Origin of the sequence: Pedobacter sp. AK017, assembly GCF_014200825.1 — a bacterium.
Lineage (GTDB): Bacteria > Bacteroidota > Bacteroidia > Sphingobacteriales > Sphingobacteriaceae > Pedobacter > Pedobacter heparinus.
The window spans coordinates 58,171-84,638 of the sequence record NZ_JACHCW010000021.1 but is presented as its reverse complement, the minus strand read 5'-3'; the positions used below and the strand labels follow the sequence as shown (position 1 = coordinate 84,638).

The following is a 26,468-nucleotide window of genomic DNA, read 5'->3' as shown; positions in this document are numbered from 1 at the left end:
CAATTTCATACTGCGGATAATTGTTTACAAATCGTCTTACTACATGAGAGCCGATGAATCCTGCACCGCCAGTTATTAATATCTTCTTCATTGATTCAAATTGTTATTATAGGTATTCCGGTAAATTGAGTGTTTTGGCAGCAGCCGCTGTCTGATGCGCATAAATTTTAGCCAGCAATGCATTTATAGATTCCTTAAGGTCAAACTGCAGGTCTTCATGCATTTTATAATATTTATTTAGCAGTGATGCCGTTGTTTTCACAAAATAAACGTTCAGCTTTTCATTAAACTTATAAAGTGATGAAAAAATACTTTCATTAAATTCAATAGGAATTTGCAGCAATAAATGTATCCTGAGTTCCATTTCGCTATTTAAATCCCTTGTTACTTTAAAATGATGGTTAATGCTGCCATTTAGTTTCCGCATTTTTAGCAAAACATCTTTGGAAGTTGCTTTTTTTCCGGACAGTAATTCGGAAATCCCTGCATCCATAAGCTCCATCAATTGTTCCTGCCGCTTCACCAGATCATTCTCATCTTCAAGCAATTTAAAATGGAGGTGCTCAGTCAGCACTTTATCTTTGGCAATTAACCTAAGCAACAGCTTGTCCTTCTCCTTTGCAGGAAGAGATTTGATCTCCAGTTTCAATGCCGAATGCTCACTTAACAGCATTTAGAAAGGATTATCCTGTAAATACTTTTCCCATTTCCAGGCAGACGACATCATTTCGTTCACATCCAGCTCAGCTTTCCAGCCCAGGTCTTTTGCCGATTTGGTTACGTCGCCCCAAACTTTCTCAATGTCCCCTTCCCTTCTGGCGCCTATGGTATAGTTTAATTTTACACCGGTCGATTTTTCAAATGCGGCAATGATCTCCAGTACGGATGAGCCTTTACCTGTTCCCAGGTTAAACACTTCATAATTTGTTGCTGCTTTATTGCTTTCCAAACGTTTTATAGCTGCAACATGGGCCTTTGCCAGGTCTACCACATGGATATAGTCTCTTATCGCACTACCATCCGGTGTATCGTAGTCATTTCCATAAACGGTTATCGGGCCACGTTTACCAATTGCAGACTGGGTGATAAAAGGTACCAGGTTTTGAGGTACGCCAATAGGCAGCTCCCCAATCAAAGCCGTATGATGGGCGCCTACCGGGTTAAAATACCTTAAGGAAGTTACCTTTAAGTCGGGCGTTACCGCACAGGTTTCCTGCAAAATCTCTTCTGCAATCTGTTTGGTATTGCCATAAGGTGATTCTGCTTTTTTTGTAGGCGCATCTTCTGTTACCGGCAAAACATCGGGCTGCCCATATACCGTACAGGAAGAAGAGAATACCAGATTAACTTTACTGTTAAAGGCATTGATCAGGTTGATCAGTGAATAAAAATTATTCCTGTAATATTTCAATGGTTGCTGTACCGATTCACCAACGGCCTTAAAGGCAGCAAAATGAATTACACCGGTAATGTCGTTGTTTTTAGAAACAAAATCGGCAACTTTAGCTTCATCACAAAGGTCAAGCTCCACAAATTCCGGTTTGTTCCCCGTAATGGTTTCAATTTGCTGCAATATCTTAGGGTTGGAATTCGAGAAATCATCCACAATGATTACTTCATAGCCTGCATTGTACAATTCAACCACGGTATGCGAGCCAATAAAACCGGTTCCACCGGTTACTAGTATTTTAGACATGCTTATTATTAACGGTTATATCCTGTAAAATCTTTATGTTCTTTGTTTGTTAAAGCTTCCTGGGGCAGGGATTTAAAATACTCATAAGTAATTTTTAACCCTTCGGCACGGCTTACTTTCGGTTCCCAGCCCAGTATCGCTCTGGCCTTGGTAATGTCGGGACGTCTTTGCTTAGGATCGTCTACCGGCAGGTCTTTCAATACCAGTTTCTGGCTTGTACCGGTAAGTTTGATGATCTCTTCTCCAAATTGCCTGATGGTGATCTCATCCGGGTTGCCAATGTTTACCGGAAGGGCATAATCACTCAGCAATAGCCTGTAAATGCCTTCTATCAGGTCATCCACATAGCAAAATGAGCGGGTCTGCGAGCCATCCCCAAATACGGTCAGGTCTTCTCCGCGCAGGGCCTGGCCAATAAAGGCAGGCAAAACACGTCCGTCATTCAACCGCATCCTTGGTCCGTAAGTATTAAATATCCTTACAATGCGGGTTTCCAAACCATGAAAAGTATGGTAAGCCATGGTCATAGCTTCCTGAAAACGTTTTGCTTCATCATAAACACCCCTTGGACCAACAGGGTTTACATTGCCCCAGTATTCTTCAGGCTGAGGGTTTACACTTGGGTCACCATAAACTTCTGAAGTAGAAGCGATCAGCATCCTTGCATTTTTATTTTTCGCCAAACCAAGCAGGTTGTGTGTGCCCAATGAGCCAACTTTGAGGGTTTGAATAGGAATTTTTAAATAATCAATCGGACTGGCGGGTGAAGCAAAATGAAGAATATAATCCAGCTCGCCAGATACATATACATATTTGGAAACATCGTGATGTGCAAACTCAAAATTTTCCAATCCGAATAAATGCTGTATGTTTTGCAGGTCGCCCGTAATCAGGTTGTCCATTGCGATCACATGATAACCCTCTTTGATAAATCTGTCGCATAAATGCGAACCTAAAAAGCCGGCAGCACCGGTAATTAAAACTCTTTTTGTTTTCATTAGTTATTGATAAGCTTACGGCCCACACTGTTATAATAATATCCAAGGTCGATCATCTTTTGCAGGTCATATAAGTTACGACCATCAAAAATAACTTTATTGCTCAGGGTTTCTTCCATTCTTTCAAAATCAGGGTTCCTGAATACCGACCATTCTGTTGCAATCAATAAAGCATCTGCACCGATCAATGCATCGTACTGGGTTTCAGCATATTTTATTTTATCGCCAACAAGCGCTTTAACATTGTTCATTCCTTCAGGGTCGAAAGCAGCTACAGTAGCCCCGTGTTTAAGCAACTCATCAATGATATACAAGGAAGGTGCTTCACGGATATCATCCGTTTCGGGTTTAAAGGCCAATCCCCATAAAGCAAAATGCTTACCCTTTAAATCACCTTTATAATATTTCAGCAATTTATCCACCAATAAAGTTTTTTGCTTTTCATTTACCTGCATCACAGACCTCAGGATCTGGAAATCATAGTTATGTTCATCAGCCGACTTTGCCAAAGCCTGCACATCCTTAGGAAAACAGCTGCCGCCATACCCTATTCCGGGGAAAAGAAAGCGCTTACCAATTCTTGCATCAGAACCTATACCTTTACGCACAGCATCCACATCGGCATTTACAATTTCGCAAAGGTTGGCTACTTCGTTCATAAAAGTGATCTTTGTAGCCAGAAATGAATTGGCAGCATATTTGGTCAGCTCAGAAGAGCGCTCGTCCATAAACAGAATCGGATTTCCCTGACGTACATAAGGACCATACAATTCATTCATTAACTTCTGTGCTTTCTCGCTCCGTGTTCCGATCACCACCCTGTCCGGTTTCATAAAATCTTCCACGGCCACGCCTTCACGTAAAAATTCGGGGTTAGAGACCACGTCTATTTCTACATCCGTGTTTTCTGCAAAAACAGCCTGCACCTTATCTGCTGTTCCTACCGGAACGGTAGATTTGTTTACAATAACCTTATAATTGGTCACCAGTTTTGAAATGTCTTTCGCTGCCCCTAAAATATAGGACAGATCGGCAGCACCATCTCCACCCGGAGGCGTTGGCAGCGCCATAAAAATAATCTGGGCGTCCTTAACCGCATGGGCAAGATCTGTTGTAAAGGTTAAGCGGCCCTGGGCAATGTTCCTGTGAAAGAGCACATCCAGCCCGGGCTCATAAATAGGCACTTCACCAGCCTGCATTTTTTTTACTTTGGCTTCATTAATGTCTACACAAATTACATTATTTCCTGTTTCAGATAAGCAGGTACCTGTAACCAGACCTACATACCCTGTTCCAATAACGGCTATTTTCATTGTTTATATTGTTTTTGTTTTTTAAGGTGACAAATGCAATTACGAACCATATATCCTGTTTTTTTTCAGATACTGGCCCATAATGGTTTTATATATTAATCCCGTGTTTTAATTATAATAAAGTATCTTCGGCTAAGATAATAAATAAACACACAAAATGCTTTGGCTTTATAACATCGCAATACATCTTTACGCACTATTAATCAGGATATTTTCTACATTTAATACCAAAGCATCACTTTTCAGTAAAGGCAGAAGAAATATTTTTGCCCGGATTGAAGAGAAAATAGCAGCCAAAGACCGCCCTGTCTGGTTTCACTTTGCTTCTCTTGGCGAATTTGAACAGGGCCGCACAGTGCTCGAAAAAATAAAAGAAAAGTATCCCCTTAAAAAAATCGTGGTCACCTTTTTTTCTCCATCCGGATATGAGATCAGAAAAAACTATACCCTGGCAACAGGTGTTTTTTACTTACCTCTGGATACGGCCTCAAATGCAAAGAAATTAATCGAAGCTTTCAACCCCGAGCTTGCAATTTTTACCAAATACGAATATTGGTACCACTATTTCAAAGAATTAAACAACAAAAATATCCCACTGATAATTATATCCGGAATATTCAGACCAAACCAAATATTTTTTAAACCTTACGGATCTTTCCACAGGAAAATCCTGACTTATGTAAGCCATTTTTTTGTACAAAATAAACAAAGTATACAGTTACTTAAAACGATAAATATCCGAAACGCCACATTAAGCGGCGACACCAGATTTGACCGTGTAGCTGAAAATGCAGCATCAGCAAAAAAGCTGCCGTTGGTTGAGCTCTTTTGTGGAACTGCAAACGTATTTATTGCAGGCAGCACCTGGCCTGAAGATGAGGCCCTGATTGCGGGGCTTTGCGATCAGCATCCCGGCTGGAAATTTATTATTGCCCCACATGAAATTGATCAGAGCCATATCAGTGCCATAGAAAAGCTGTTTCCACAGGCAGTAAAATATTCTTCACTTACTGTAGAAGGAACTGCTAATGGTTATGGACAGGTACTTATTATTGACAATATAGGTATGTTATCTGCACTTTATGCCTATGGCCGGATTGCTTATATCGGTGGTGGATTTGGCGCCGGCATCCACAATACACTGGAAGCCGTGGCCTTTGGCATTCCTGTTATATTCGGTCCCCGGTATGACAAATTCCAGGAAGCAAAAGACCTTATTGCCCTTGGTGCAGCAAAAAGCATTGACAACATGGCCGAACTGACTGCTGCGGCAGAAACGCTGATCAGGGATCAAGAAGCAGGAAAAATTGCAAAAGAGTATGTAATTTCAAAAACCGGTGCTACCGATCAGATCCTTAATTATATCAGCCGGTATTTTAAGCTTTAGCCATTTCTACCAGGGCCTTAATAAATTTGGGATCGTCATTCAGGCTTTCTACCAGCTGAACATGCTCGCCGCCAAGCGCCTTAAATTCTTCATGATATTCTACCGTAATTTCATAAAGGGTTTCCAGACAATCCGCCACAAAAGCAGGGCTAAAAACCAGCAGTCTTTTCTTTCCTTCAGCAGCCAGTTTCTTTAAAACATCGGTGGTATAGGGCTGTACCCAGGGTTCTTTCCCTAATCTGGATTGAAAACAGACTGTGTAATCTTTTCTGGCTATATTCAGTTTAGCAGCAATTAATTTTGCCGTGTCGTGGCCCTGCGCAGAATAGCAGAATTTGTTGGTATCATTCAGGGTATCACAGCAATTGTCTTTTTTAAGGCAGTAATGACCGGTATGATCGCACTTTAAGAGCTGACGCTCTGGTAAGCCATGAAAACTAAAGAGGACATGATCATAGGTTTCTGGCTGGTATTTCCTTGCATTCCCCGCAAAAGTCTCAATCATCAGTTCATTGTCATGAAAAGAACTGACAAAAGATACTGGTGGTATTGTTGCCCATTTGCTAACCAGTTCCATGACCAGCTGGATCACAGAACCTGAACTGGCCGATGCATATTGTGGGAACAGGGGGATTACTTTGATGCTTTCCACTAGGCCTGCTTTCATTTTCTCCAATGCAGATAAAATTGAGGGGTTTTGATAGCGCATGGCCAGTTCCACATGGTAATCCTCTCCCAGCTGTTCCTGAACCAGGGCAGCCTGTATTTTACTGAAGTACAACAGGGGTGAACCATTCTCATCCCAGATCTCTTTATACAATTTGGAAGTTTTCGGACTGCGAAAGGGAACAATGATACCTTTAACCAGCAAGGTTCTGTTAACAATGTTAACGTCAATGACCCGTTCATCCATCAAAAACTGATCAAGATATTTACGTACATCGCCAACTTCCGGACTGTCCGGAGTTCCTAAATTCACAAGCAGTATACCTTTTTTTCCCATATTTTTTGCAAAAATAACCATTCGATCCATTATTCTGTCTGAACAACTAATGGAAAGGGAATAATTACTTTTTAATGATGATAAACAATAGAATTTCTTTAAAGATTAAGCTCAGTAAGTTAACAATTCGGCCTTCACCTGTTCCATCAGCCACATTGGCGTAGAGGTAGCCCCGCAAATGCCCACTTTGTCGCCAGGACTAAACCATTCCTTGTCTATTTCTTCTGTATTGGAAATAAAATAGGAATTGTCATTGTATTTTTTGCACACATCGTATAACACCTTGCCATTTGAAGATTTTTTGCCCGACACAAACAGGATTTTATCATATTCAGCTACAAACTTTTCCAGATCGCCGTAACGGTTGGATACCTGCCTGCATATCGTATCGTTTGCCTTCACATCGTAACCGCGGCCAATCAGTTCCTCTTTAATGCTATAAAACTTATCGGTACTTTTAGTAGTCTGGCTGTATAAAGTAAATTTTTGGGGCAGCTTCACCTCGTCAAGCTCTGCTATATCCTGAAATACGATCGCTTTACCATCTGTTTGACCCTGCAGGCCAATTACCTCGGCATGACCATGCTTTCCAAATATCAGGATCTGCTCTTCTTCATCATGTGAGTTCTTGATCCTGTTCTGTAATTTTAATACAACAGGACAGGAAGCATCGATCAGGGTAAGCCCATTTTGAAGGGCCAGTTCATAAGTGGCCGGGGCCTCTCCATGTGCACGGATCAATACCTTCTCTTTGTACAAACCTTTCAACTGCTCATGGTCTATTATCCGCAGACCTTTATCAGTTAGCCGTTTAACCTCTTCATCATTGTGTACAATATCTCCAAGGCAATACAGATAATCCTCATTGTCCAGGATATCCTCAGCCATATCAATAGCATAAACTACCCCAAAGCAAAAGCCGGATGCTTTATCTATTGTTACAGCTAAATTGTATTTCATATGACATTATATTTTGAGCTCCCGCAAAATTACGTAAAAACTGTTTGATATTCCTATTTCCCTGGTTTAAATGACCTGAGTATGCGCCCCAGGATGACCTTCAATATTAAAGTAAAAAGCAAGAGCATCTGTAAGGGATGTAACAGTACCTGTACGAAAGGATTTTGCAGGGTTAGGAATGCGATCATTATCCTCGACAAAAAGATCAGTCCAAATGGCAACACTGCAAGTACCGGGTTAAAGCTGAGCAGCACCATCACCGGCCCCAGCACCACCAATGCCAGATAGCTCAGCGCTACAGGCACACTATTGCCAAAATTCAGGAACAAACGTTCCGAAAAATTGTCCAGCCCCTTCAATTCAACCTTACTGTATACAAACTTATTGGCCAGCAGGGTCTCTGCTTTAAGCTGCTGCTGTTTTACCTGCTTAACCACTTCAATTCCGGATTTGTGCTTTAACTTGTTATGCCAGTTATATTGTCTGCACAAGGCTGCATCGAAAAATAAACAGCCATTGTTACCGGCGGCAAAAGCAGGCACCCGGCTTAATCTTACTAATCTTAAGGGCAGCAGGTTTAACAGCAAAAAATCGTTCAGGGGATAAATGCACTTTTCCATAAAACCAGCAGCTATATACGTTGGCACGAGGCTTAATACTGCCAGCTCAAACACCTTTACCCTGTAAATCAGGTTATTGATCAGACCATGCCGTATAACAGTCCCGGCTTCTAAAAAAAGTAAGTATTTTCCACTTGCCCGGTTTACAAGTTCTTCTTCGTTTTCCAGCTGCTGAACAATCACTTCTGTATACTTGTACTCCTGCTGTTCAATAGCATTGAGCGTACTCTGGACACCATCTTCAGATGGTGCCGATAAAATAATGATGGAAACCTTGTCTGTAAAATGTTTTCCGTAATAACCCAGTTTGGGATTAGATAAAAAATTAAATAAAGTCACGGAAAAGCGCAGTACCAGAAACACAAGAACTGCATATACAAATATCATCATACCAGCGCCTTGCTTTGTTTTTTTAAGGAATGCTCGTAGTGTTTGTTATATTCGCTCTTTAACAGCTGTAAGCTCGTGTGTTCTTCTGCCTCCCAGCTGGACAGGTAAGTATAAACTCCAGGTTTTCTTGAGGTATGATCTACGAGGTTTGCGGCAAAGACAATCTGAAATTCTTTTTTTGAAGCATTTATCACCTGCATTATCCCTTTCTCAAAAGCAATGCTGTCTATGTAAACAGAATAACATTTCCCCTGCGGGAACATCAGTACAATATTAGCCGGATCATCGAGTAACTTGCCTGCATACAACAGGGTTTCGACCACATCCTTACCCTTCCCTTCCGCAGCAAATGCACCGAGGTATTTTAAAAACCAGTGTTTTTCATAATCCTCTTCGGTTACCAGCACATGAAATTCTTTCTTAAAGACCAAGCGGTTGAGCTGAAACATTAAGAAACCGTCCCACCAGCTGAAATGATTGGCCAGCAGTAAAACGGCTTTTTGCTTTTTTACTTCAAAAGGATTGAATACATAAGCAGAAAAGTCCTTTTTTAGGATATACCTGATATACCAGGAAAAGAAATTAAAAACGATAAAGTTTTTACGGGACTGGTGCATCCCCCTAAAATGAGAAAAAATAGCCTCAAATGCAAACTGCTAGCTTAAATAAACCCTGTCCTCTTCTCCATCCACATCCATTACCACATCTACGTGTTCTTTTAATACAGTTGCCAGCTCCAGTCCAACAAAATCTGTAGCAATCGGGAATATCTTATGGCTCCTGTCTACCAGTACTACCGTTCTGATCTTTTTATGGGGGGTATTTAAGAAAACACCTAAGCCATAGGCCAGTGTTTTTCCGCTGTTCAATACGTCATCAACCAGGATGATCACCTTATTTCTCCAGTGTACTTCATCGAGGTCTGTATTGGCAACCAGCTTACTGTTTTGCCTGTCCAGCTCAATTTTCAGCATCGTGATCTTCAGGTCAGAAATTTTGGACAATACCTTCTTCAACCGTAAGGCCAGTTTATACCCCCTGTCCCAGATACCTGCCAGTACAATCTCCTTTTCATTCAGGTTGTCTTCCAGTATCTGATAAGCTATCCTGTTTATTTTCTGTTGTATCTGCTTTTTATCAAGAATAAGCAATTGAGATCCTGCCATTGTTATGCCTTATTTTATGCTACAAAAAGAACGATTTTAAGGTTCATATTCAAATATTTAAAAATATTTTCCAAACCCATGAAACCTTTCGGCCTGAGCGATGTCTAACTGGTAGTTTTTTAGTAATCCTTATCCATGTTTGCCCGGGTAGGGATTTCTTTTTTGGTTCAGGCCTTGCTCTTCACCTGATAAGGGTAATAAATAAAATTCGCACCCTCAGGTACGATCACAAACACACACATATAGTCTTCCGGCTTTTTATAACTTTTTAAAAACAAAGCCTTTTTTTCGGGGCTAATGATTCCCTTTTCTACAAACTCTTCAAAAGTTGAGGCCTGTATGGTCCATTCTGTGTTTAGTTCTTTCCTGTCCAGGATCAGCTCACCGATACTTACGGTATGCTGATGGGCAACAAAAATTGGGTTGGCAGAGATGCCTTCCACCATAATTTCAACAGCCACTTCCTTAATAGAAGCTGCATACAGCTCCAGGTCTTTTTCCAGGCTTAGCAGCGGGCTTTTTCTTTGTTCTTCTTTACCGCCTTCAGGTTGTTGCGGCAGCAGCTCTTCTATATCCATCGCTATAAATCTTATGGTTGTGCACCTGTAAACTTCAGCAGCACTACATTTTCAACATGCTGTGTATGCGGAAACATGTCAACAGGTTTAATCCTTACTACTTCATATTTTTCTTTCAGCAGGGCCAGGTCGCGTGCCTGGGTGGCAGCATTACAGCTCACATACACTATTTTCCCTGCTTCCATTTCCAAAAGCCGTTCTACCACATCAGCATGCATCCCTGCCCTTGGCGGATCGGTAATTACCACATCAGGTTTACCATGTTCAGCTATAAATTCCCTGGTCAGGATGTCTTTCATGTCTCCCGCATAGAAAACCGTATTGTCAATGCCATTCAGCGTTGCATTAAACTTCGCGTCTTCAATCGCTGTAGGTACATATTCAATACCTACCACCTGTTTTACGCTCCGGGCTACAAAATTGGCAATGGTACCAGCTCCGGTATAAAGATCATACACCAGCTCATCACCAGAAAAACCTGCAAATTCTTTGGTAATCTTATACAGTTCATGCGCCTGATCAGAGTTGGTCTGGTAAAAAGATTTTACACCTATCTTAAATTTCAGACCTTCCATCTCTTCAAAGATATGGTCCCGTCCAGCGTAAGTGATCACTTCCTGGTCAAAAATAGTGTCGTTTTTTTTCTGGTTCACAATGTACAACAGCGCAGTAATTTCCGGGAAACGGTTTTTCAGGAACTCCATTAAACCAATGATCTCTTCCTGCTCCACATAAGCAAAAACCACTGCCACCATCACTTCGCCGGTTGATGAAGTACGGATGACCAGGTTCCTGAGGCTACCTTCGTGGTTACGCAGGTCATAGAACGAAAGTCCGGCTTTTAAAGCATAATCCCGAACCTCATTGCGGATGGTATTGGAAGGCTCCGCCTGCAAATAACAATGCTCAATGTCTAATATTTTATCAAAACGTAAGGGCACATGAAAACCCAGCGCATTCATTTCCAGTTCCGGATTGGGCGCACCGGTTTCAGCCCCTTCCATCATGTCGGTCTTATTCAGCCAGCGCTTATTGGAAAAAGTATATTCGAGTTTATTTCTATAATATTTATTTTGTGCAGAACCCAGAATGGGCTCCATACCGGTCGTATCAATTTTTGCAAGGCGCTGCAATGCAGCCTCCACATTTTTGTGCTTAAACTTCAGCTGTGCAGCATATTCCATCTGTTGCCATTTACAGCCGCCACAGGTACCAAAGTGCTGGCAAAATGGTTCTGTCCTGAATGCTGATTTTTTATGTAACTGCTCTATTACAGCTTCAGCAAAGTTTTTCTTCTTCTTTATCACCCGAACATCCACCACATCACCCGGTACAGCTTTTTCTACAAAAACAACCAGTTCATCTGCTTTACCTACGCCTTTTCCTTCTTCGGCAATATCAATAATACTTAAATCAGGAATGATGGTTACCGTTCCGGCTTTTCTATTTCTACTCATTATGGCGCAAACTTAGATAAAAAAGAGAAAAAATTAGTTTTTTTTCAGACATACTCATCTCTGTGACGCAGAAAACGTCTTTTAAGAAAAGAAACCAATGTGCTACATTCTACCTGCCAAAAATTTTAAGTATCAAACCCAAAAAGCCATCAACCAGGTCAAATTTCACATCAAACTTCTCATCAACCAATACAGAAATTTCTAAAATCTCTTTACTCATTGTAATATACGATGGTAACTAAGCAAATATAGCGCATTTCATACCAAATACCCAAACGGTATAAGTTAAGTTTATGTAAAGAAATCTCTTTAAAGCCTATAAATTGGTGGGATAATTATAAGGCTGCTTTTACCAGAAAGGGGAGTAATTCTTTTTGGAAACTGACAAAGTTTTTACGGACATCCGAATCGCTTACTGAAGTAAAAGCAAATGAAAACACAATGTTCTTACTGGCTTTTAGTAAAAAAGCAAGGCCTTCCCTACGCGAAGGATGGTTTTTAAAATGGTCCAGTTCCAGGTAAGCAGAAAGCAACAAAGATTCGAGCTGGTCGGACAGGTGTTTCAGGAATTCCTGTGAGTTGGCATTTTCGCGTACAAAATCCCAACCTATAAACTCGTTGCATACGGTATAGGTTAACCTGCAGGTTTTCATGACCAATGCTTTAAGATGTTCCTCTTCATTGGCAAACTGAGCTTTATTTTTCAATATCTCGTGCAGGTTCAAATCCAGGTAATCCATTAAAATGGCATCCAGGATCTGTTCTTTGCTTTCAAAATACTTGTATATGGTCGCTTTTGCTATTCTTGCCTTCCTTGCGATCTCATTCACACTTGTTTTATGATAACCGTATTTTCTGAACAGTTCTTTAGCAGCCTTTACTATACTTTCTTTTATTTTTTCTGGTTCCATTAATTGGTTACATGTAATGTATTTCCTGCTACAAATGTATTATACTTTTTAAGTGATAGCTGTGCCGGGGCTTTAGCAGGACTACCGTCTTCCAGCAGATATTTTGCCCCCGAACATTTATCAGTAACGGTAAAACTGGGGTCATCCAGCTCTACTGCACATTTTTTTTCCGGATTAACCGTACTGCAGCGATCATAAGCTACATACCCACCACTGTTTGTGCGGTAGATGACTATACCTGCCACACCATAATCTGCAAACGCCACTGCACCACCCGGACTACTCAACCTGATCAGCCGCGGATCGGTTAGCTGCGCACTAAAATTAACCGGTACATTGGGGATATTCAGGTTTTCTTTTCCACATCCGGTCAGTACCAGGACCAGCATAAACAATCCGGCCAGTATTCTGTTCATCAGATCAGCGAGGTTTTATATTGTTTCAAAAACCGGGCATCATTCTCAGAGAACAGGCGCAGGTCCTTAATCTCAAATTTTAAATTTGCAATGCGCTCAATGCCCATTCCAAAAGCAAAACCACTGTACTTTTTACTGTCTATACCGCAGTTTTCCAACACATTGGGATCAACCATGCCGCAGCCCAAAATTTCTACCCAGCCACTATATTTACACATCTGGCAACCAGCACCTTTACAAATCGTACAGGAAATATCCATTTCAGCAGAGGGTTCGGTAAAAGGGAAATAAGAAGGGCGGAAACGCACTTTAGTCCCTTCGCCGTACAACTCCTGAACAAAATAGAACAGGGTCTGCTTTAAATCGGCAAAAGAGACATGCTCGTCTACATACAGGCCTTCCACCTGATGAAAAAAGCAATGTGCCCTGGCAGATATAGCCTCGTTACGGTAAACCCGTCCCGGCATAATGGCCCTGAATGGTGGCTTTCCTGCCTCCATCATCCTGACCTGAACGGAGGACGTATGTGTACGCAGCGCGATGTCACCATGTTCTCCACCTTTTTTAATGAAAAAGGTATCCTGCATGTCGCGTGCCGGATGTTCTTCCGGGAAATTTAATGCCGAGAAATTGTGCCAGTCGTCCTCAATCTCCGGTCCTTCTGCAACTATAAATCCAAGTTTATTAAAAATCTCAATGATCTCCCTTCTTACCAAAGCCAGGGGGTGGCGGGAGCCAACTTCAAAACCTTCTCCTGGTAAAGTCATATCCAGACCAGATGCTGCAGCTGTATCTGTAGTTACGGCTGCGTCTTTCAGCTCCTGATACCTGGCTTCTGCCAGCTGCTTAAATTCATTTAAAACTTTCCCCAGGCTTCTTTTTTCGTCAGGAGAAACGGCTTTAAACTCATCAAAAATATCTTTTATAATCCCTTTTGTGCCGAGGAATTTTATACGGAACTGCTCCAGTTCATCAGCAATGTTTGTCGAAAACGCCTTTATTTCGGCGGTATATTGTGTTATCTTATCTTGTAACATGGGAACAAATATACAGCTAATTTATATTACACCCAATGCCTTCCCCACCTTAGTAAATGCAGCTATGGCTTTATCCAGGTGATGCTGCTCATGGGCGGCCGACAACTGCACACGGATTCTGGCCTTGCCCTGTCCAACTACCGGATAATAAAAGCCGATCACATACACCCCTTCATCCAGCATTTTTGCAGCAAATTCCTGTGCAAGTTTAGCATCGTACAACATTACAGGTACAATTGGATGTACTCCAGGTTTAATATCAAAGCCTGCCTCTGTCATTTTTTCGCGAAAATACCGGGTATTGTTTTCCAGTTTGTCCCTCAAATCTGTAGTTTCGGTAAGTAGATCCAGCACCGCAACCGAAGCACCTGCAATAGCCGGGGCAAGGGTATTGGAAAATAAATAGGGTCTCGAGCGCTGGCGCAGCATATCAATAATTTCTTTCCTGCCAGAGGTAAAACCACCAGACGCCCCACCCAAAGCCTTACCCAGCGTACCGGTAATGATGTCTACCCTGTCCATCACATTAAAATGTTCATGGGTACCACGACCAGTTTTACCGATAAATCCTGTACAATGCGACTCATCAATCATTACCAATGCCTCATATTTATCTGCCAGATCACAGATCTGATCTAAAGGCGCCACAACACCATCCATAGAAAATGCACCATCCGTTACAATAATCCTGTGCCTTGCGTCCTTCGCTGCAATCAGCTGCTGCTCCAGATCGGCCATATCCGCATTTTTATACCTGAAGCGTTTGGCCTTACACAAACGTACCCCATCAATAATCGAGGCGTGGTTCAGTTCATCGGATATAATGGCATCCTGATCATTAAACAAAGGTTCAAAAACCCCGCCATTTGCATCAAAAGCCGCTGCATATAAAATGGTATCTGCTGTGCCCAAAAACTTAGAAAGCTTTTCTTCCAATTCTTTATGCACATCCTGGGTACCACAAATAAACCTTACGGAAGACATGCCATAACCATATTTATCAATCGCCTTTTTGGCGGCATCAATTACCCTGGGATCAGCCGAAAGCCCAAGGTAATTGTTTGCACAAAAATTAACCACTTCCTGTCCGGTACTCACTTTTATATCTGCACCCTGTGGGGTCACAATGATACGTTCCCGTTTAAATAAGCCATCTTTTTCTATTTGGTCTAGTTCTTGTTCAAGAACAGGTTGTAATGTTTTATACATATTGTTGTGATTTGATACGCTCAAAGTTATACAATTACCCCCTGCTGGTGGTAACCTAAAATAACGGGGCCTTTTACAAATTTAACATTTAACTATATTTACCGGTAACTTATCCGATATTTAAGGCCTAATCCTCTGTATGAAGAAACTATTTTTAACGCTGGCATTGTTTATTCTGACTATCACGACCTTGCTTGCCCAGCAATTTAAATTAAGCGGCAGCATAAAAGACACAGAAGGACAGCCGGTATCCTTTGCATCGGTATACCTCAAAAACACCACTAAAGGCACCTCTGCCAATATTGATGGCTTTTACCGCCTGGCCATAGATAGGGGCAGCTTTACCATTGTATACAAAGCCATTGGCTATAAAGCAATAGAAAAAGAAATAACCATAAGCGGTGACGTTTCGGAAAATATAATACTTAGCCCCGAGGCTTATACACTCACTGGTGTTACCATTAGCGCAAATGCTGAAGACCCTGCATACGCCATCATACGGCAGGCTATAAAAAATAGAAAAACACATTTAACAGAAGTACCTGCTTATACCAGCAATGTTTACATTAAAGGTGTTCAAAAACTGGTAGGTGCACCAAAAAAGGTATTTGGCAGAGATGTTCAAAAAATGCTCGACCTGGATACCAATCGTAAAGGTATCCTCTATTTATCTGAATCTACCTCTACATTTGCCTTCCAGCGACCAGATAAGATCCATGAAGAAATGATCTCTTCTAAAATCGCAGGCAGGAACAATGCCTTCAGTTTCAATAAAGCGTCAGACCTCATCATCAATTTTTACGAGAACATCCTGCTTGAGGACAAGCTTAGCTCCAGAGGCTTTGTTTCTCCCATTTCAGACAATGCCTTTCTGTACTACCGGTACAAACTGCTGGGTGTGAACACAGAGGACGGAATTACTGTAAACAAGATCCAGCTTATTCCGCGCCGTGACCACGATCCGGTGTTCAGGGGCATTATCTATATCAGTGACGATAGCTGGCACCTGGTCAATGCAGAGGTTTACCTTACAAAAAATACAGGCATCAATTTGCTCGACACCTTAAACATCACCCAACAGTTTCTAAAGGTAGAAAACACCTATATGCCCTCCAACATCAACTTCCGGTTTAACGGAAATGTATTTGGGTTTAAATTTGAAGGTTATTACATAGGTGTTTACAGCAATTATAACATCCGGCCCGATTTCCCTAAAAACTACTTTACCGGCGAAATCCTCAAAATCTCCAGGGCGGTAAACAAAAAAGACTCCCTGTTCTGGTTAAACAACCGACCTATTCCGCTTACACAGGAGGAAAGCCGGGATTATGTACGTAAGGATAGTATTGCTGTCCTTAAAACCTCAAAACGATATCTTGATTCGCTGGAAAGGGTAAACAACAAATTTGGCCTGGTTAAACTTGCCGTAACAGGTTATACCATCAACAACCGTTTTGAAAGAAAATACTATAAATTTGATCCGCTATACCGTTCTATATTTTACAATACCGTTGAAGGCTTTGCCCTTAAATATGGTGTAACGTATACTAAAGGCCTGCAAGACCGCAGTTATTACAATATCAGGCCCGAAGCCAGGTATGGCTTCTCTAATAAGACCTTTACAGGAAGCCTGGCAGCCAATTATTATTACAACCCGGTTAAACGGGCAAATATTAGCTTCAGTGCCGGATCGGGTATTTACGATCTTAACAATTATGGCTCCATGAGTTTGCTGGGCAACTCTATCAACTCCTTATTTTTTGAAACCAATTTTTCCAAATTCTATAAAAAGGAATTCGTTAATATAGGGGCTACAAAAGAACTGGCCAACGGACTTCAGGCTACACTGGGCCTCGACTATTCCCGCAATACCAATCTGATAAACACCACTCATTTTAAGATTAAGGATTTAAAAGGCGAAGAATTTACCTCTAACAACCCCTTTACGCCTGAAACAGAAACACCACTGTTCCCCACCTATAGGGCATTGACTTTAAATGCTACTTTAAATTATACGATCGGGCAAGAATTCATTACGCGGCCTGATGGCAAATTTTATCAGCCATCCAAATACCCGGTCATCGAACTGTCTTACAAGAAAGGTATTCACAATGTATTGAGCAGCGATGTAAACTACGATCTGGCGTCTTTGGAAGTTTCACAAAACAGGATCAGTAGTGGCCTTTGGGGTTATTCATCCTTTGTTGCAGGTGTAGGGAAGTTCCTGAACAACAACAAAGTATTTTATCCTGAATTTAAACACTTCAGAGGAAACAATTCCCTGTTTTCTACGCCCGATCTCAGAAAGTTCCTTTTCCTTGATTTCTATATCTTTAGTACTGACCGGGAATACCTGGAGGCACATTTTGAGCATAACTTTTCAGGATTGCTGACCAATAAAGTACCATTGCTGCGCAAACTGAAACTGGAAGAGCTTGTTGGGGCCAGCTACTTAAGTCAGCCTTTAAAGAGAAATTATACTGAGTTTTACTTTGGCCTACAACGATTAATTTTCCGTGCAGCTTATGGATTTGCTTATGACGGGAGCAAAAGAGTTGAACATGGTTTCAGGTTCTCCTATGGGTTTTAAAATAAAAAAGGAGGCTACGAATGTAACCTCCCTTCCTGTATAGCTCAACCTTAATCAGATCTTCATTTTTTTTCTCAGATCTGACGGAATCCCGTTTTTATGCAGTAAGAATGCTGTAGTTTTGTATTTTACAAAATTTCTGGTTACATATAAATATCCTTTATAATCGTTGGAAACGCCCCAAGAATTTTTAACAATATAGTATTCTTTACCCGCCTGATCTTTGGCAATACCCGTAATCTGCATCCCATGGTCATCCGTTGTTTCATAATCATCAAAAGCTGTCTGACGCATGTCTACTGTAATCTCCTTCTCTGGTTTTGGACCGTTAAACATGGTTTTCTTTTCATCGGCAGACATATTATCAAAATCTTTTTCCGGCACATAAGCTACACCGTTCTTCCAGCTAAAACCTTTTTCACTTACATCCGTTGCCCAGGCCACAGTAAACCCTTTTTTAAGCGCATTGTCAATAATCGAGGTAATGTCATTCATTTGCACATTGTATACCTGATCGTACGACCAATTGTCGGGTACCATGAGTACAGTTTTTTCATAGTACGGACTGGTAGTAAACGAAGAAAGTTCCACATAATCGGCCGGATTGATCCCTACAACTTCTTTGGCAAAAGTTTTAGGGGTATATTCTTTACCTTCATAAGTAAATTTTTCCGGTACAGCACCCATGCAGGAATCAATAGTGGCAATGTATTTTGCTTTCCAGCTCGGATCAAATTTACCCGCAACAGCTTTTTTCAGGATCGCTTCTGTCAGCTTGTTCATCCTGTCAGACGAACCGGGGCTACCATAATTATTACCGTTATAAACTTCCTGTGGCAATGCGCCATATTTGGCAAACATATTGATCACATCGTGACAGGCACCGCCATCACCCAAAGTTAGGGCCCCATGCATGCGTACATAATTGATCCCTTTTTCGATATAAGCATTACGCGCAGTAAAAAGATCGGCAAGGTCGACAGGCTTTTTACCCATACGGATCATTTCTGATTCCAGGAATGAATTGGTGCTGTAGCTCCAGCAGGTACCAGAAGATTTTTGGTCCTTTATTGAAGTTGCCTCTGCATTAATTACAGGCGTAAAAATAAAGCTGTTGGCACTATTTGCGCTCTGGTTGTTTTTTAGTGAGTTTACAAGGTTGTCCTGTGCAAAACCAGCAGTTGAACCAAAGAGCAGACCTGCAGCCAACCACAATGGTTTCATTGAAATTTTAATCATCTTATGTTTAAAAAAGTTAGTTAGTATACTTATTCTAATTGCAATAGGCAAATTTAACAATTATCCTACATAAATAACGCCAGCTCCGGACCAATAGCTTTAATGTCCCCCCTAAAAGGGGAAATTAAAGCGCCTTTTAGCTTACCGGCAGTTAATTTGTTACAAACTTTGAAACCCCTTTACCGCTCTTCCAATCCAGGTCCTGTTTAACCCCCAAAAAAACCTGCTCTGACAAGACCTGGGTGCTATTGCCCTTCGCACAGATGCCAGACTTGGAAGATAATGGTTTTTTTTGCACTTTTGTACTGCATTAAACGCCGTTTGCATCGGTATCAATGAAATATGAAAAAATTCCAGACATTACTTTACTACTGCTATAGTCATATAGCCGGGGCAGAACAGTTTGCCAACGATCACCTCAAATTTTGTAAATCATTGGGTCTTGTGGGCCGGATCATAGTGGCCGACGAAGGCCTGAATGGTACCGTTTCGGGCACACAGGAAGCCTGCGAAGCGTATATGGCTGCTGTAAAAGCCGACGAGCGCTTCGCAAAAACAGACTTCAAAATAGACGATGTTGAAGAACCATCCTTTATTAAAATGCATTGCCGCTACAAAGCGGAAATTGTGCACTCCGGACTCAGGGATCCGAACATCATCGATCCGAACAGGCAGACAGGCAAACATCTGGAACCTGCAGAATTCCAGAAAATGATAGACCAGGACGATGTAGTGATCCTGGATGTACGTTCCAACTACGAGCATAACCTGGGCAAATTTAAAAATGCCCTTACCCTCGATATCGAGAATTTCAGGGAGTTTCCTGATAAGATCAACGAGCTGGCCAAATACAAGGATAAAAAAGTCCTGACCTATTGCACCGGCGGTATCAAATGTGAAAAAGCATCGGCATTGCTCTTACACCATGGTTTTAATGAGGTGTACCAATTGCATGGTGGCATCATTAAGTATGGCAAGGAAGCAGGTGGTGAGGATTTTGAAGGCAAGTGCTATGTGTTTGACAACCGTATTGCGGTAGATGTAAACACGGTAAACCCTACCGTGGTTTCCAAATGTTTTAACTGTGGCAAAACAACGCCCAAAATGATCAACTGTGCCAATCCGGAATGTAATGAGCACATTACACAATGTGACGAGTGTGGCGAGGAACTACAGGGCTGCTGTTCTGTTGCCTGCACCAGCAATCCGCGTAAACGCAAATACGATGGAACAGGGTATTATGTAAAAGTCCCCCAGCCGGTAAACGTAGCGAAGAAATAACTATCTTAGCTATTCATGAAGCACTCTGGCCTTAAATACCTTTTATTTTATCTCGCTTTACTCTTACCTTTTTTTGCAACGGCAGATAACATACAACGTATCGGGGTTCCTTATGTCCAAAACTATCCCAAATCGGTTTACCTTTCGGGTAATCAGAACTGGTCTATAGCCAAAGACAAATACGGCATCATGTATTTTGGCAATGCCCAGGGTCTGCTCAGCTTTGACGGCAAATACTGGCAGCAGTACAAACTGCCTAACCGGCAAATTGTACGTTCGGTAGCTACCGCTGCAGACGGCACCATTTACACTGGCGGATTTGGTGAATTCGGCTACTGGTCGGACAAAAACAAACACCTTAGCTACACTTCTTTAACCAACCTTATCCCCCATCCGCACCGGCTTAAAGACGAGATCTGGAAAATATATACCTTTGGCAAAAAAGTCATCTTTCAATCCTTCTCGGCCATTTATATTTACGAGAACAAAAAGATCAGTGTAGTTACGGCACAGCAATCGCTCCTTTTTCTGCACCAGGTTGGCCAGCGTTTTTATGTGGAAGTAAATGGGAACGGGCTCTTTGAGCTTACAGGCAACAAATTAATCCCCTTAAAAAACAATGGCTTAGTCCTGCCAAAAGGTGTATTGTCTATACTGCCCTATCAAAACGGCAGCCTTTTGATCGGTACAAGTAAAGATGGGCTTTTTGTATATAACGGTGAAAACTTTAACCCCTTAAACACTCCGGCAAATACCTTCCTTAAAACCTACCAGTTAAACAATGGTACACGTATACAGGACCGCTATTATGCTTACGGCACCATTCTGAACGGTCTGATCATCATAGACGAGACGGGAAACATCGTACAGCGTATCAATAAATCGAGTGGCCTGCAAAACAATACGGTACTGAGCCTCTATGCCGATCAGGACCAGAACCTGTGGGCCGGTCTCGATAACGGGATAGACCGGATAGAACTCAATTCACCCCTGTACTTTTACTTTGATAAAACAGGACAGTTCGGAACGGTATACTCCAGCCTGATCTATAAAAACAACATTTACCTGGGCACCAACCAGGGCCTATTTTACAGTACCTGGGCATCCGGAAGGGGAAACCTTTTCAATACCTTCGATTTCAAACTGATCCCCAATTCACAGGGTCAGGTATGGGACCTTACCTTAATAGACGACCAGTTATTTTGTGGCCACAATGATGGTACTTTTAAGGTAACGGGTAATAAACTGGAAAACATTTCGACAGTAAAAGGGGGCTGGACCATCAAAAAACTACACTCAAATCCCAATTTTTTAATTCAGGGCACTTATAACGGGCTGGTGCTGTTTAAAAAAGATGGAGCCGGACAATGGGTATTCTGGCATAAGATAGAGAATTTTGGAGAACCTTCCCGTTATGTAGAGCAGGATACCAGGGGCGACATTTGGGTAAGCCATGCCTACAAGGGCCTGTATAAGCTAAGCCTCAGTCCGGACCTTAAAAAGGTCACCACCATAAAAACCTATGATGAAAGGAATGGCCTGCCGGGGGATTATAACATCAATATCTTCACGCTGGAAAACCGTTTGGTTTTTTCTTCAGATGAAGGATTTTTTATTTACGACGAGATCAGCAACCGTTTTACCAAATACACAACACTGAACAAGGAACTGGGCAGTTTTGCCGGTGCCAATAAGATCATTGATGCGGGCTCAAAAAAATACTGGTTCATCAACCATGGAAAAATGGGACTTGTGCACTTACTGGAACCAGGAAAAGTTCAGGTAGATTCCAGCACTTTCAGCATCCTGGACGGCAGGATGGTACAGTACTATGAAAACATCAGCAAAATAAGCGATAAGATCTATCTGATGAGCGTGGACGATGGTTTTGTCATTTACAACGCCACTGAAAACCGAAATGGGAAAAACCATACAATACTCCCCCAGGTACTCATCCGAAAAATTGAGGACATCACCGATACCTACCATACGATCAGCGAGTTTGGCGACAAGGATACTGAAATTGAGATTCCTTTTAGCCGCAACAGCATCCGTATTTCTTTTGCCCTGCCCTGGTACAGGCAATCCAAAATTAAATTTCAGTACTATCTGGAGGGTTATTCCAAACAATGGTCTGACTGGAGTGCAGCCTCACAAAAAGATTTCACCAACCTGGGCCAGGGTAGTTATGTCTTTAAAGTAAGGGCACGCATCAACGAGAGCACGGTTAGTAAGGTTACCGAGTTCAGGTTTACCATACACCCTCCATTTTATGCCAGTAACTGGGCCGTTGCTGTATATCTTATCCTGTTTATATTGCTGCTCTTTACCTTTAAACGGCTTTATGAGCGTAAGCTAAGAAAAGATCAGCGGGCCATATCTGATAAATTACAGGCAGAGAAAGAGGCATTCCTTAAAAAAGAAGCTGAAGCAACAGAAAAGCAGATCATCAAATTGCAGACAGAGAAACTCCAGGCCGAATTGGCGGGCAAGAACAGGGAACTGGCCAACTCGGCCATGAGCCTGGTTTACAAAAATGAACTGCTGCAGAAGCTGAGCCAGGAAATCCTTAAACTGAAAGATGAAAGCGGAAAACCGCTTGCCGAAGATCAGCTCAGAAAAATCCAGAAGGTAATAGATGAAGGTATGAATGATGAACGCGACTGGAACCTTTTTGAAAGCAGCTTCAACGAAGCCCACGAGAGCTTCTTTAAAAAACTGAAAGTAAACCATCCCGATCTGGTACCCAACGATCTTAAACTTTGTGCTTACCTGCGCATGAACATGAGCAGTAAAGAAATGGCATCTTTATTGAACATTTCTTTAAGAGGTGTAGAAATACGGCGTTACAGACTGCGTAAAAAGCTGGATGTGCCCCATGACAAGAACCTTGTAGAGTTCCTGATGGAGCTGTAACACTACATCATTACCTCTCATCACCGCTTTCAGGGTGTAATTATTTTAGCCTTAAAAAACAATATTGTTGTAGTAATAAATTTCTGTTTGTGGCTAAAAAAACATCGTTTTTATACCAAAAACGAATGTAGAAAGCATAGATGAGATAGTGCACAATCTGCTGATGATGTATTAATGTAGAGGCACTTTTTTTGTATTCCCCACAATAGTACCGGAGCTTTATCTAACATTTAAATAACCAAATAGTATGAAAAGAATCTTTACAAAACTTTCAGTTTTAACTTTTCTCTGTTTTCTTTTTACGAGCGCAACACAAGCACAGGACCTTACTGTAACTGGTGTAGTAACAGATTTAGCAGATAAACTGCCGCTACCTGGTGTCAGTGTACAGGTAAAAGGAACCCAGAAAGGAACAACAACAGATGCAATGGGCAAATATGCCATCAGCGCACCTGCAAATGCAACCCTGGTTTTCACATCCATTGGGTATACCAGCCGTGAAATACAGATCGGCAATCAAACCACAATTAATGTCGTGCTTTCCTCTGCCTCCCAAGACCTTGAAGGTGTAGTTGTAGTAGGTTATGGCACGCAAAGAAAACGTGATCTAACAGGAGCAATTACACAGATCAAAGGCGACGAGGTGGCAAAAATGCCAAACACCAATCCTCTATCTTCTTTACAGGGTAAAGTAGCCGGTTTAACCGTTGTAAACAGTGGCACACCCGGTGCCGCACCTACCGTAAGGATCAGGGGGGTAAACAGCACAACATCAGGAGGCAACAATCCTCTTTATGTAGTTGACGGCGTGCATCAGGACAATATCGATTACATCAATCCCGCAGATATAGAAAGCATTGAAGTATTAAAAGACCCTTCTTCTATAGCTATTTTTGGTTTGCAGGGAGGAAACGGTGTGATTGTAGTTACCACAAAACGGGCAGCTAAAGGACAAACCACCATTAACCTTCAAAGTTCTGCCGGTGTACAAAAAGTATTGAATACCATTGATGTAACCAATGCAGCACAATTCATTAAATTGTACAACAACCTACTCGCTAATTCCGGATTGGGATCTTACGATTATACCAATTATACTGCAGATACCGATTGGCAGAAAGAAATCCTCCAATCAGCCTTTCAAAGCAACAATAACCTGAGCATTTCCAATAGCGGTGAAAAATCAACCACATTGATCAACCTGGGATACAATACAATGGAAGGTGTAGTTAAATTTGGAAAGTATCAAAGATATGTAGCCCGGGTAAACGAGGAAATAAGAATAAATGATAACATTAAAATTGGCGCAGATATAACAGGAACACACTGGATCCTGAACAACTCGAGCGGAGATCTGAACAATGCATTATGGGCAGCCCCGATAGTTGGCATCAGGGAAAGTGAAACTGCTTATTATGCCATGCCTGGATTTCAGCGGGGCCAGGTTGGTAATCCGGTAGCCAGGATTTACCAGAACGACAGAAACAGCATTAACAAAGGTTACCGGGTAGTCGGAAACCTTTTCGCCGATGTTACTTTCCTGAAAAAATTTAAATGGAGGTCGCAGTTTTATACCGACCTTGGTTTCAACAATAACCGGGGATATACAGGCCTGCCCTTTACTGTTATCTATTTAGGAGAAGGCAATATCCCTACCACCAGATTCGACAATCCAAATGCCCGTACTTCGGTAAGACAGGGAGCTGACGAATTCAGAAAGTTTCAGCAGGACCACACAATAACTTATGAAAACACCTTTAATAACGACCATAAGGTAACAGCTGTTGCAGGTTTTACTTCTATCTTCAGAAGTGAGACTAAACTTTCCGGGGACCGGACAGACATCGGGCTAAATATTCCAGATGACCCTGCTTACTGGTACATTGGCATTGCCGACAAAAGCAATCCAAGTGGTGTAACCGGTAGTGGTGAAGAAAGGGCCTCAATGGGTTATTTTGCAAGGGTAAACTATGCTTATAAAGACAGATACCTGATAAATGCCACTTATAGAAGAGACGGGCTGTCCAGTATTGCCCCTCAAAACCGCTGGGGTAATTTTGGCGGTATTGGTTTGGGATGGGTGCTCTCCGAAGAAAGCTTCTTCAAAAACATTAAAGGTGTTGACTTTCTGAAACTTCGTGGTTCATGGGGAACAACAGGTAACGGACAGGGCTTACCTCCCAATATCTTCAGACCAGGTGTTACCACCTCCGGCTCGGGCGTGTTCGGCGACAACATTTATCCCGGCATTGCACCTGCATATATTGCAGACCCGAACCTGAAATGGGAAGTAGTAAGAGGATTAGACCTGGGAATGGATCTGAAAGCTTTGAACAGCCGCTTAAGCGCAGAAATTAATGTATATGACCGTACAACAAAAGACATCATTACCCAGATCACTTTATTGAATACTAGCGGAAGCTATCCTTACCGTACCAATCTGGGCACTATATCCAATAAAGGAATTGAGGTGGCCCTGGGGTGGAATGATAAAATCGGCAGTGATTTCACCTATAATATCACACCTAATTTTAGTTACAATAAAAACGAAGTCGTATCCATCGGAAATAACATTAACTTCCTGCTAACCGGAAATGGCGGTGCAAACAGGACCATTACCGGAGAATCGATAGGTCACTTTTATGGATATAAGCAAATAGGCATTTATCAATCGACTGCCGATCTGGACAAAATGGCCAGGCTATCCAACTCACTCCCTGGTGATATTGCCTATCAGGATACAGATGGTGATGGTAAGATCACACCTGCCGACCGGATTAAGCTAGGTTCTCCCTTTCCTGCCTGGAGTTATGGCCTGAACCTGAACTTAGGCTACAAAGGTTTCGATGTTTTGTTACAGGGACAAGGTGTTGCCGGCAATAAAGTATACACCCAGCGCCGTACCGCAACTTTTGCTGACCTGAACTTTGAAACCAACAGGTTAAATGCCTGGACAGGGCCAGGAACCAGTAACGTTGAACCCATTTTACAGAAAGGCAGACTCAACAACTACCTGTTCAGCAGCTATTACCTGGAGCCGGGAGATTACTTCCGTCTGCGTACCGTACAATTGGGTTATACCTTTAAACCAGCTATGCTGGCAAAAGCAGGTGTTAAAAACCTCCGTTTGTATGTGAGTGGACAGAACATCCATACCTGGACAAAAACTACCGGATATTCGCCTGAAGCACCGATCAGTGATGTACTTGGTGGTGGTGCTGACAATGGAGTATATCCAATTCCGGCAGTTTACACATTTGGTATCAATGCAACATTTTAATGGAATCCTTATTAAAAGAAG

The 26,468-nt window shown here is 41.9% G+C and carries 23 protein-coding genes; 5 read left to right on the top strand and 18 right to left on the bottom strand.

Features of this window, described 5'->3' with window-relative positions; genetic code table 11:
- The 5 genes from HDC92_RS22680 to HDC92_RS22660 form a co-directional block, all read right to left on the bottom strand.
- Positions 1-91: NAD-dependent epimerase/dehydratase family protein (locus tag HDC92_RS22680; RefSeq protein WP_183877216.1), on the bottom strand; the 91-nt coding region annotated here is incomplete at its 3' end.
- A gap of 15 nt (positions 92-106) precedes the next feature.
- Positions 107-673 carry a hypothetical protein gene (locus tag HDC92_RS22675; RefSeq protein WP_183877215.1) on the bottom strand — a complete coding sequence of 189 codons (567 nt, stop codon included), beginning with the start codon at positions 671-673 and terminating at the stop codon, positions 107-109.
- On the bottom strand, positions 674-1,696 hold the full coding sequence (gene galE / locus HDC92_RS22670) for a UDP-glucose 4-epimerase GalE (RefSeq protein WP_183877214.1): 1,023 nt from the start codon (positions 1,694-1,696) through the stop codon (positions 674-676).
- Positions 1,697-1,704: 8 nt separating this feature from the next.
- Positions 1,705-2,694, bottom strand: a complete 990-nt coding sequence (locus tag HDC92_RS22665) for a UDP-glucuronic acid decarboxylase family protein (RefSeq protein WP_015809414.1) — start codon at positions 2,692-2,694, stop codon at positions 1,705-1,707.
- A complete protein-coding gene (locus tag HDC92_RS22660) occupies positions 2,694-4,007 on the bottom strand; it encodes a UDP-glucose dehydrogenase family protein (RefSeq protein ID WP_015809415.1) in 1,314 nt (437 codons plus the stop codon). Before HDC92_RS22660 ends, HDC92_RS22665 begins: the two co-directional genes overlap by 1 nt.
- Positions 4,008-4,164: 157 nt before the next feature.
- Here HDC92_RS22660 and HDC92_RS22655 point away from each other — a divergent pair, with 157 nt between their 5' ends.
- Positions 4,165-5,394: a 3-deoxy-D-manno-octulosonic acid transferase gene (locus tag HDC92_RS22655; RefSeq protein ID WP_183877213.1), complete on the top strand. Its 1,230-nt coding sequence runs from the start codon at positions 4,165-4,167 to the stop codon at positions 5,392-5,394.
- Here HDC92_RS22655 and hemH read toward each other — a convergent pair.
- The 12 genes from hemH to kbl form a co-directional block, all read right to left on the bottom strand.
- The gene (gene hemH / locus HDC92_RS22650) at positions 5,384-6,397 is read right to left on the bottom strand and encodes a ferrochelatase (protein WP_036675219.1); all 1,014 of its coding nucleotides are present in this window, start codon (positions 6,395-6,397) and stop codon (positions 5,384-5,386) included. The genes HDC92_RS22655 and hemH overlap by 11 nt on opposite strands.
- A gap of 111 nt (positions 6,398-6,508) precedes the next feature.
- Entirely contained in the window at positions 6,509-7,357 is an 849-nt protein-coding gene (locus HDC92_RS22645; RefSeq protein ID WP_015809418.1) for a 4-hydroxy-3-methylbut-2-enyl diphosphate reductase, read from the bottom strand.
- Between the two features lie 53 nt (positions 7,358-7,410).
- Positions 7,411-8,367, bottom strand: a complete 957-nt coding sequence (locus HDC92_RS22640) for a hypothetical protein (protein WP_015809419.1) — start codon at positions 8,365-8,367, stop codon at positions 7,411-7,413.
- Positions 8,364-8,984: a 1-acyl-sn-glycerol-3-phosphate acyltransferase gene (locus tag HDC92_RS22635; protein ID WP_183877212.1), complete on the bottom strand. Its 621-nt coding sequence runs from the start codon at positions 8,982-8,984 to the stop codon at positions 8,364-8,366. The genes HDC92_RS22640 and HDC92_RS22635 overlap by 4 nt, the downstream gene beginning before the upstream one ends.
- A 39-nt stretch (positions 8,985-9,023) precedes the next feature.
- Positions 9,024-9,533: a phosphoribosyltransferase family protein gene (locus tag HDC92_RS22630; protein ID WP_015809421.1), complete on the bottom strand. Its 510-nt coding sequence runs from the start codon at positions 9,531-9,533 to the stop codon at positions 9,024-9,026.
- Positions 9,534-9,700: 167 nt separating this feature from the next.
- Complete coding sequence (locus tag HDC92_RS22625) at positions 9,701-10,111, bottom strand: hypothetical protein (protein WP_015809422.1); 411 nt, start codon at positions 10,109-10,111, stop codon at positions 9,701-9,703.
- An 11-nt stretch (positions 10,112-10,122) separates the two neighbouring features.
- Positions 10,123-11,568: a 23S rRNA (uracil(1939)-C(5))-methyltransferase RlmD gene (rlmD, locus tag HDC92_RS22620; protein ID WP_015809423.1), complete on the bottom strand. Its 1,446-nt coding sequence runs from the start codon at positions 11,566-11,568 to the stop codon at positions 10,123-10,125.
- 109 nt (positions 11,569-11,677) lie between these two features.
- Positions 11,678-11,788, bottom strand: a complete 111-nt coding sequence (locus HDC92_RS22615; RefSeq protein ID WP_015809424.1) for a hypothetical protein — start codon at positions 11,786-11,788, stop codon at positions 11,678-11,680.
- 115 nt (positions 11,789-11,903) lie between these two features.
- Positions 11,904-12,479: a TetR/AcrR family transcriptional regulator gene (locus HDC92_RS22610; protein ID WP_015809425.1), complete on the bottom strand. Its 576-nt coding sequence runs from the start codon at positions 12,477-12,479 to the stop codon at positions 11,904-11,906.
- Positions 12,479-12,895, bottom strand: coding sequence for a Rieske (2Fe-2S) protein (locus tag HDC92_RS22605; RefSeq protein ID WP_015809426.1), 417 nt, complete (start codon positions 12,893-12,895; stop codon positions 12,479-12,481). The genes HDC92_RS22610 and HDC92_RS22605 overlap by 1 nt, the downstream gene beginning before the upstream one ends.
- Positions 12,895-13,932, bottom strand: a complete 1,038-nt coding sequence (pheS, locus tag HDC92_RS22600) for a phenylalanine--tRNA ligase subunit alpha (protein WP_183877211.1) — start codon at positions 13,930-13,932, stop codon at positions 12,895-12,897. Before pheS ends, HDC92_RS22605 begins: the two co-directional genes overlap by 1 nt.
- A 21-nt stretch (positions 13,933-13,953) precedes the next feature.
- The gene (gene kbl / locus HDC92_RS22595; RefSeq protein WP_183877210.1) at positions 13,954-15,141 is read right to left on the bottom strand and encodes a glycine C-acetyltransferase; all 1,188 of its coding nucleotides are present in this window, start codon (positions 15,139-15,141) and stop codon (positions 13,954-13,956) included.
- A gap of 139 nt (positions 15,142-15,280) precedes the next feature.
- Between kbl and HDC92_RS22590 the strand changes: the two genes are divergently transcribed.
- Positions 15,281-17,731, top strand: coding sequence for a DUF5686 and carboxypeptidase regulatory-like domain-containing protein (locus HDC92_RS22590; protein ID WP_183877209.1), 2,451 nt, complete (start codon positions 15,281-15,283; stop codon positions 17,729-17,731).
- Positions 17,732-17,785: 54 nt separating this feature from the next.
- On the opposite strand, the gene HDC92_RS22585 is transcribed toward HDC92_RS22590, so the two are convergent.
- The gene (locus HDC92_RS22585) at positions 17,786-18,970 is read right to left on the bottom strand and encodes an aminopeptidase C (RefSeq protein WP_015809430.1); all 1,185 of its coding nucleotides are present in this window, start codon (positions 18,968-18,970) and stop codon (positions 17,786-17,788) included.
- A 342-nt stretch (positions 18,971-19,312) separates the two neighbouring features.
- Between HDC92_RS22585 and HDC92_RS22580 the strand changes: the two genes are divergently transcribed.
- The 3 genes from HDC92_RS22580 to HDC92_RS22570 all read left to right on the top strand — a co-directional run bounded on the left by HDC92_RS22580 (position 19,313) and on the right by HDC92_RS22570 (position 26,447).
- Entirely contained in the window at positions 19,313-20,251 is a 939-nt protein-coding gene (locus tag HDC92_RS22580) for a rhodanese-related sulfurtransferase (RefSeq protein ID WP_183877208.1), read from the top strand.
- A gap of 15 nt (positions 20,252-20,266) precedes the next feature.
- Complete coding sequence (locus HDC92_RS22575) at positions 20,267-23,167, top strand: two-component regulator propeller domain-containing protein (protein WP_183877207.1); 2,901 nt, start codon at positions 20,267-20,269, stop codon at positions 23,165-23,167.
- A 247-nt stretch (positions 23,168-23,414) separates the two neighbouring features.
- Positions 23,415-26,447, top strand: coding sequence for a SusC/RagA family TonB-linked outer membrane protein (locus HDC92_RS22570; protein WP_183877206.1), 3,033 nt, complete (start codon positions 23,415-23,417; stop codon positions 26,445-26,447).
- Positions 26,448-26,468 lie beyond the last annotated feature (21 nt).